At 59.6% G+C, this 8,135-nt stretch carries 6 protein-coding genes; 2 read left to right on the top strand and 4 right to left on the bottom strand.

Going from position 1 to position 8,135, the window contains the following annotated elements; all coding sequences use genetic code 11:
- Window positions 1-249: 249 nt before the first annotated feature.
- Window positions 250-1,584 carry an amidohydrolase gene (locus NTD85_RS16530; protein WP_262142696.1) on the bottom strand — a complete coding sequence of 445 codons (1,335 nt, stop codon included), beginning with the start codon at window positions 1,582-1,584 and terminating at the stop codon, window positions 250-252.
- A gap of 315 nt (window positions 1,585-1,899) precedes the next feature.
- Between NTD85_RS16530 and NTD85_RS16535 the strand changes: the two genes are divergently transcribed.
- Together NTD85_RS16535 and NTD85_RS16540 are read left to right on the top strand one after the other, a co-directional pair.
- The gene (locus tag NTD85_RS16535; protein WP_262142697.1) at window positions 1,900-3,846 is read left to right on the top strand and encodes an S-type pyocin domain-containing protein; all 1,947 of its coding nucleotides are present in this window, start codon (window positions 1,900-1,902) and stop codon (window positions 3,844-3,846) included.
- A gap of 19 nt (window positions 3,847-3,865) precedes the next feature.
- Window positions 3,866-4,096: a bacteriocin immunity protein gene (locus tag NTD85_RS16540; RefSeq protein WP_262142698.1), complete on the top strand. Its 231-nt coding sequence runs from the start codon at window positions 3,866-3,868 to the stop codon at window positions 4,094-4,096.
- 48 nt (window positions 4,097-4,144) lie between these two features.
- On the opposite strand, the gene NTD85_RS16545 is transcribed toward NTD85_RS16540, so the two are convergent.
- The 3 genes from NTD85_RS16545 to NTD85_RS16555 form a co-directional block, all read right to left on the bottom strand.
- Window positions 4,145-6,301: a mechanosensitive ion channel family protein gene (locus NTD85_RS16545; protein WP_262142699.1), complete on the bottom strand. Its 2,157-nt coding sequence runs from the start codon at window positions 6,299-6,301 to the stop codon at window positions 4,145-4,147.
- Between the two features lie 77 nt (window positions 6,302-6,378).
- A complete protein-coding gene (locus NTD85_RS16550; RefSeq protein ID WP_007965354.1) occupies window positions 6,379-6,555 on the bottom strand; it encodes a hypothetical protein in 177 nt (58 codons plus the stop codon).
- A gap of 193 nt (window positions 6,556-6,748) precedes the next feature.
- Entirely contained in the window at window positions 6,749-8,038 is a 1,290-nt protein-coding gene (locus NTD85_RS16555) for a M18 family aminopeptidase (protein ID WP_262142700.1), read from the bottom strand.
- Between the last annotated feature and the right edge of the window lie 97 nt (window positions 8,039-8,135).

Raw genomic sequence — 8,135 nt, forward strand, 5'->3', positions numbered from 1 at the left:
CGAGCTTGCGCTCATCCTGTTGAGTGGTGAAAAGCGTGCGGTCGGCTTTTGCTTTTCTGTAGGAGTGAGCCTGCTCGCGATGGCGGCCTGACAGCCGACCAATCCCCAACTGACCGCCCCCAATCCCACTGTAGGAGCGAGCCTGCTCGCGAAGGCGGCCTGACAGCCGACCAATCCCTCGCTGAATGAACCCAATCCACCTGTGGGAGCGGGCTTGCTCGCGAAGTCGCCCGCACAATCACCCCATCTCTATCTGGCAGCCTCAGCATTCCCATACAGATAATCCGTCGCCAAAGACGCCATCGTCCTCACCCCAACCACCAGCGCCGACTCATCCACAAAGAATCCCGGATTGTGATTCGGCGCAGCTTTGCTCATGTCCTGATCCCGTGGCGTCACCCCGAGAAACACAAACAGCCCCGGCACTTCCTTGGCAAAGAACGAGAAGTCTTCCGCGCCGCCCACCAGCGGTGCATTGACCACGTCATTCTTGGCCGCCCACTTCAACGTCGGCAGCATTTTCTCCGTCAGTGCCGGGTTGTTAATCGTGGGGTCGTATTTTTCGATGATGGTGACGTCGGCTTTCGCGCCGCCGCTTTCGGCGATTTTTTCGATGGTCTGGCGAACGTCGCTGTGCAGTTTCTGGCGGATGCCGTAGTCGTAGGAGCGGATGGTGCCGCTCATGTCGACAGACTCGGGAATGATGTTGTAGCGGGTGCCGCCATTGATGGTGCCGATGCTGACCACCGATGGATAGGACGAGATGTCGGTGCGCCGGCTGACCACGGTTTGCAGGCCGACGATGGTTTGTGCGCCGACGGTGATCGGGTCGATGCCGTCCCACGGGCGGCCGGCGTGGGTTTGTTTGCCGAGGATTTTGATGCGCAGGTCGTCGGAGCTGGCCAGGGTCGGGCCGGGGCGGTAGGCGATCTGGCCGGCGGGGACGCCGGCCCAGACGTGCAGGCCGAACACGGCGTCGGGTTTGGGGGATTTCATCACGCCTTCCTCGACCATCATTTTCGCGCCCCAGGTGTTTTTGCCGTCGGGGATGAAGTCGCTCGGGCCTTCTTCGGCGGGCTGGAAGTAGAACACCACGGTGCCTGGCAGGGTGTCGCGCATGCCTGTGAGAATTTTCGCCGTGCTCAGCAGGATCGCGGTGTGGGCGTCGTGGCCGCAGGCGTGCATCACGTCGACTTCTTTGTCCAGATAAGTGCCTTTGGCTTTCGAGGCGAAGGGCAGGTCGGCCACTTCCTTGACCGGCAGCGCGTCCATGTCGGCGCGCAGGGCGACGGTCGGGCCGGGCAGGGCGCCTTTGAGGATCGCGACCACGCCGGTGCGGGCGACGTTGGTTTTGACTTCCAGGCCCATGGCCTTCAGTTGTCTGGCAACCAGTTCCGATGTGCGTTTTTCGGTGTTGCCCAGTTCCGGATGGGCGTGAATGTCGCGGCGGGTTTCCAGCAGTTCCGGTTCAAGTGCCTTGGCCTGCGCGGCGATCTGTTCGCGGGTGCTGTCCAGGGTGGCGGCGCTGGCGGTGCCGGCCAGCAGAGTGAGCAGAACGGTCTGGGCGATACGTGTCAGCTGCATCGGATTTCTCCATGGTTATTGTTTTTCTGGCTTCCCTGCCTGTGACAAAAAAACCGGTGGGTAAGTTTAGGGGCAACGGAGTATCGCGCGCGAAGTTTTCGAAAGTGTGCATGTTCATTAATTGGGTCGGGAATTTTCCTACTGCCTTATCGGCTTGGTCTGGCGTGACAGAAAAATAAAAAACAATAACTATATACCGCACACCGCAGCATTTATTTCAATAAATTTCTCCGCAGTCCAGGCGATGTGGTCGACAAGTTGTCGATTTCGTTTGCCAGGAAACGACGGCGCGAATAATCCAGGGAGGATATATAAATGCTGCGTAATGGAATAACGCTTCCAGTGACAGAGGTGAACCCGGATAAACAAGATGTATATATACATTACTTAGGGAGGGGTGATGGTTCGGGGCGAAATGTTGATTTCGCCCCGCTTGATGAAATTCTGGATATGGAAAGTGCTTACAAGTCTTTTTCCGAAAGCCTTGCTGAAGTACTTGAAGTTGAACTTGCGAATGTCAGAAATGGAGGTGATTCAGTTCCACTCCCTCCGCTAGAGGCCTTAGCGCGAGAGATGCGCTTTAGAGATTCACTGATTGTCCGCAAATACACGGCTCTGTTGTCGACACAGGATGTCGCCATTCAGCGATTCGGTCATGCACAAGTTGAAAGGTTTTATAACAGCGGCCGCCTGCCACAGGTAAATCGGCGAGGCTCCGGCGCCACTGTGCGGCAAGCCTACAGTGCATTGTTTAACGCCAAGTTGCTGGTTGAAGGCATTGGCTTGTTAAACACTCAATCCGCAAGGGTCAGGGAGGTCATTACCGTCGTACAAGCGCAAGAGACTGCGCGAATTGCCCAGGAGCAGGCGCGGTTGGCGGCGGAACACGCCCAGCAGATTGCTCAGGAACAGGTCCGTGCAGCACAGGATCAAGCGCGCCGGATGGCGGAAGAGTTAGCGCGTATTGCCGCCGCCGATGAAATCAAGCGAGTGGCAGAAGAGCAAGCCCGTTTGGCGGCGCACGCCCGGGAGCAGAAGCTCGCCGAGGAACGGGCAGCGCTTGAGGCGGAAGCTGAAGCACACAGGCTCGCAGAGGAAAAGCGCCGACTGGAAGAAGTCGAACAGGCCAATCGCTCGCTTGAAGACCAGCGACCAAGTCTGGGTCATGGCATACCCCTGCGCCTTCAGGGCAATGTCGCCAACGCCCAGTTGGTCTTTGCGACATCCCGTGGCGCGGTGGCCATTGCTGACAACCTGATGGCGGGATTAGCTGCCGCCATTCGCTCGGCGGTTGGGGAGTTGGCTGGACTGGCTGCAGGAGCGGCGTCGGGCCTGATGGTGGGTGTGGGTGCGTTCATCTACTCACCGACACTGGGCAATGGTGAGTTGCCCGAGCGCTTCTTGCTTAGCCATCCGTTATCGGACCTGCTACCCGGGCCTCTGCCGGATCTGCACAGGCTGGCAAGCGAAAGGGCATTGCTGGATTTACCAGTACGTTTAAGTCCCCGGCCATTGACAGGCAATCTGGCGGAACTGCTGGTTGTTCCGGTAGGCGGCAAAAGACTCCCTTCCGGTGTGCGGGTGATTGCAGCGGGCTATAACCCCGGGGATAACACTTACGACACCACGCTTACTGACCTTCCGCCAACAAACGTGGTCTGGACGCCAATAGTTGCGCCGACCGACAGTTCAACGCAGTTGCCCGCGGAGGAGTCAGCTCCACCACGATACTTCGGCGGCAATCTCGTCCCGATTGAAGGGCGGATCGATACCTATCCCGTCCCGGGCAACATTCACTTCGACGACTTCATTCTCGTCTTCCCGCCGGAGTCGGGGCTGCCACCGCAGTACATCATGTTCCGGGATCGTCGGAATGACGCGGGAGTGGCCAGCGGCTATGGCGAGCCGGTTGTGGGTCGATGGCTTGAGGCGGCTGCGCAAGGTGAGGGGGCGGCCATTCCATCGGAGATCGCTGAGAAGTTGAGAGGGAGGCAGTTCAAAAGCTTCAGGGCTTTTAGAGAGAGATTGTGGAAGGCTGTTTTCCACGAGGAAAGGTTAGCTGAGTTGTTTAATGCGGCGAGTTTAAGCGAAATGAAAAAAGGAAAAGCTCCGGTAGTAAGGGAGAGTGATTCTGTGGGAGCAAGAGTGAAGTACGAACTGCATCATAAGTTGGGGTTGGCAGAGGGTGGGGATTTATATAATGCTGACAATATAAGTATTGTCACCCCTAAGGCGCATATTGAAATTCATAAAGGGCTTTGATGTGAAATCGATACAGGAAATGAGTGAAGAAAGTTTTCTTGAGTTTGTCAGAAAAATCTATAACTCAGGGTTTCGTACAGAAAAACAGCGAATTGCTGCCATTCTTGAGTTTAAGCGGCTGGTTGAGCATCCTTCTGGCTCAGATTTGATCTACTACCCGGAAGAAGGTAAGGATGGGCCTGAGAAAGTTATAGTCGAGGTGAAGAAGTGGCGCTCCGCTAACGGTAAACCTGGTTTCAAAGATCAATAGAAACTCCCCCCCTATTGGCACTACCAGCCAATAGGGGCACGCTCAGGTTCAGTTTTCCTTTTTGTGCTCCGCGCCCGGCGTAATCACCTGCACACTCATCCGTGGCGTCGCCAGATCCAGTCCTGCCTCATCCAGATGGCGCTTGAGCGACAGGTTGAACGCTCGGGAAACTTCCCACTGTTTGATCGGCGCAGTCTTGAACCGCGCGCGCAGAATCGCGCTGCCGGACTCGAAGCTTTCCACGCCCTGGATCTCCAGCGGCGACCAGATGTTGCGCCGCTGCAGCGGGTCGGTGCGCATTTTCTGGCCGACTTCGCGCATCAGTTTGATCGCGTCGTCGATTTCCATGTTGTACGGCACCGCCACGCGGAAGATCGCGTAGCCGAATTCCCGCGAGTAGTTCTTGATGCTTTTGATTTCGCTGAACGGAATGGTGTGGACGATGCCGTCGATGTCGCGCAGGCGCACGGTGCGGATGGTCAGGCCTTCGACGGTGCCGAGGTGGCCGCCGACGTCGACGTAATCGTCGATCGCCAGCGAGTCTTCGATGATGATGAACAGGCCGGTGATCAGGTCCGCCACCAGCGACTGTGCACCGAAACCGATGGCCAGACCGATCACACCGGCACCGGCCAGCAGTGGCGTGACGTTCATGCCCATGTTCGCCAGCGCGACGATCAGCGCAATGATGAAAATCGCCACGAACAGCACGTTGCGGATCAGCGGCATCATCGTCTGTGCGCGGGCATTGGCCAGGCCTTTGCGCGAGCGGGTGAGGGCGTGGTGCACGGCGGTGTCGGCGAGGATCCAGATCAGCCAGGAGAAAATCAGTGTGCCGATCAGGCTGAACAGTTTGACGCTGACGTCATGCCCTTCGCCCTCGGCAAAACCGATCAGCGACTTGCCCCACACGCGCAGGCCGAGTTCGATGAAGGTCAGCCACACCAGCAGGTGGGCGAGGGTGTAGAAGAAGCTTTTCAGGCGTTCCGAATACAGCGCATGACGCTTCGGCCCGCGCTGCGGTTTGAGCGAGTGACGGCGGACGAGGCCGTTGATCACCATGCACATCACCAGCAGCACCGTGCAGATCAGCGACTGACGCAGGGCGGTGCTGGTGTCGCCGGCGGAGACGAAGGTGGCGAACAGCGAGATCCCGACCAGCACCAGCGCCGGCACGTACCAGAAGGTGCCGAGGATATCGATGGTGTCGCTGAGGGCGCGGCGGGTCAGGCGGCGGGACAACGGCTGGTTGCGGATCAGATGCGCGATCGGTCGGCGGAAACGCAGGATGAACAGACCGGTGAACAGCGCCGCGAGGACATTGGTGATGGTCGCGGTGGTGTGTGCCAGGTGCACGCCAAGGCTCTCGACCAGGCGCGGGTCGTTCAGCGCCTCACCGAACGCGGCGAAGCTGCCGATCAGCCACAGTGGGCGGAAAGCCTGATGCCGCAGGATGTACAGCGCCCGGTGCCGGTGCGGGCCGTCGAGCAGCGAAAAGGCGATCACGCAAATCGCCGAGAAACAGGTGCCGACCACCAGCGCGTAAGCCAGCACCATCGCCAGGCTCTTGCCCAATGACGAGGGCAGCGCGTAGCTCATGTATACGGTGATGACCAATGCGATCAGCCATGGGCCGAGTTTGCGCAGGGCGAAGCGCAGCATGTCGAGGGCCTTGGGGTGTTGCGGCAGTTCTTCGGTCAGGCCGAAGCGCATGCGCACCCGGTGCCCGAGCCAGATCAGCGCGGCAGCGAGCAGGCTCCAGACCATCAGGATCACCGCGAAGCCGAAGATGATCGGCAGCCATTCGCTGGCCGGCAGCATCAGGGCGTCGAGTTCGTCCTTGGCCAGATCGAATTCATTGGACCAGCGGTTGAGCGGGCTGTCGGCACCGGAGAACTGCTGTTCGAAACTGGCCAGGGTACCGCCGATCAGGCCCAGCACACCTTCTTCCGGTGAGGCCTGGGCTTTCTTGGTGACGTCGCGCAGCTTTTTCAGATCGGTCAGCAACTGGGCGCGTTGCTTGTCGTTTTCCAGCGACTTGATGACTTCATCCAGCGATTGACCCAGCGGCTCTTGCGCTTCGGGCTGGGTCTTGGTGGTGTTGAGCAGGCCCGGCAAACCGGCCGCATGGGCAGGGGCCAGCGGCAGCAGCGTCATCAGGCAGACAAGGAACAGGCAGGGCAGAGCAAACAGACGAGCGAACACTAGGCGGTCAACCTCGCAAACGGGCGAATTGAGCGAGTGTACGAGGCAGCCAGAATCAATGCGAGCCGGGCGCGGATTTATTCGTTGAGTTTGGCGAGGATCTTGTAGACCACGGTCGCCAGGATCATCAGCATGCCGACCCACATGGCGAAGACACCGGCGTTCTTGTCACGGAAGTTGAAGCCGATCGCCAGCAGGATCATCCCGCTCAGGATCGGAATGAGCATGGCGTGGAAGGAGGACATCGAAATCATGGAGACTGCCTTGTCGAAATGAATGATGTAAGTCTAGGTCGCTTTCTGCAGCGAGGAGTGATGTGTATCAGGAATGATTCGGTTCTACGATATCTTTGTTGTCTGCACGAGCGCTTTCGCGAGCAGGCTCGCTCCCACAGGTTGAAATGCATTCCAATGTGGGAGCGGGCTTGCTCGCGAAGCTTTTCAGCTTTTACGGCAATTCGCGACTGGCGTAGAACGCGCTCAGCACTTTGACCAGGTGCGCCAGGTCGTGGCTGCCGCACAGTTCGCGGATCGAGTGCATGGCGAAGGTCGGCAGGCCGATATCCACGGTGCGCACGCCCAGGTGGCTGGCGGTGATCGGGCCGATGGTCGAGCCGCAGCCCATGTCACTGCGCACCACGAAGCTCTGCACCGGCACTTCTTCGGCCATGCACAGGTGGCGGAAGAACCCGGCGGTTTCGCTGTTGGTGGCGTAGCGCTGGTTGCTGTTGACCTTGATCACCGGGCCGGCGTTGAGTTTCGGGCCGTGGTTGGCGTCGTGCTTCTCGGCGTAGTTCGGATGCACGCCGTGAGCGTTGTCGGCCGAGACCAGCAGCGATTTCTGGATGGTGCGGACGAACTCGTCACCTTCGGGCAGCAGACGACGCAGGGTCTGTTCGAGCATCGGGCCGTCGGCACCGCAGGCCGAGCAGGAGCCGACTTCTTCGTGGTCGTTGCACACCAGCACGCAGGTTTCTTCGGTGTCGGCGGTGAGCAGGGCTTGCAGGCCGGCGTAGCACGACAGCAGGTTGTCCAGGCGCGCACCGGCGATGAAATCGCCATGCAGGCCGATGATCGCAGCGCTTTGGGTGTCGTAGAAGCTCAGTTCGTAATCCAGCACCACGTCGGCGTTCAGGCCATGTTCGCGGGCCAGTTGATCGGTCAGTACGGCGCGGAAGTCGACGCGCTCGTCACCGGCGAACTGCGCGAGGATCGGTGGCAGCTCGGTCTGCGCGTTGATTGCCCAACCCTGATTGGCTTCACGGTTGAGGTGAATCGCCAGGTTGGGAATGATCGCGATCGGTGCCTTGAAGTCGATCAGCTGGCTTTCGACCTTGCCGTCGCGACGGAAGGTGACGCGGCCGGCCAGCGACAGGTCGCGGTCGAACCACGGCGCCAGCAGCGCGCCGCCGTAGACTTCAACGCCCAGTTGCCAGAACCCCTGACGTTGCAGTTCCGGTTGTGGCTTGACCCGCAGGCAGGGGCTGTCGGTGTGGGCGCCGACCAGACGGATACCGTCGTGCAGCGGCGAGTTGCGGCCCATTTTGATTGCGACGATCGAGGAGTCGTTACGGGTGACGTAGTAGCGGCCGTTGGCCTCGGTAGTCCACGGCTCGCGCTCGTCGAGGCGCACATAACCGGCGGCCTCCAGACGCTGGACAAGGCTGGCAGTGGCGTGGAACGGGGTAGGGGAGGCCTTGAGAAAGTCGATCAGGCCTCGGTTCAACTCTTCGCGCATAAGAAGCTCCAGACAGCAATGGGCGCGAGTTTAACGCATCGGCCCGGGAATTGAATCCGGACAGGTTCGGGGTGGGGGGGGGGGGGGGGGGGGGGGG

Source organism: Pseudomonas sp. 13B_3.2_Bac1 (assembly GCF_025466205.1).
GTDB lineage: Bacteria > Pseudomonadota > Gammaproteobacteria > Pseudomonadales > Pseudomonadaceae > Aquipseudomonas > Aquipseudomonas fluorescens_H.

Excerpts from the sequence above, each read along its gene's own strand:
- NTD85_RS16540 (WP_262142698.1), top strand. The coding sequence starts at position 3,866 with ATGAGTGAAGAAAGTTTTCTTGAGTTTGTCAGAAAAATCTATAACTCA.
- NTD85_RS16555 (WP_262142700.1), bottom strand. The coding sequence starts at position 8,038 with ATGCGCGAAGAGTTGAACCGAGGCCTGATCGACTTTCTCAAGGCCTCC.
- NTD85_RS16550 (WP_007965354.1), bottom strand. The coding sequence starts at position 6,555 with ATGATTTCGATGTCCTCCTTCCACGCCATGCTCATTCCGATCCTGAGC.
- NTD85_RS16535 (WP_262142697.1), top strand. The coding sequence starts at position 1,900 with ATGCTGCGTAATGGAATAACGCTTCCAGTGACAGAGGTGAACCCGGAT.
- NTD85_RS16530 (WP_262142696.1), bottom strand. The coding sequence starts at position 1,584 with ATGCAGCTGACACGTATCGCCCAGACCGTTCTGCTCACTCTGCTGGCC.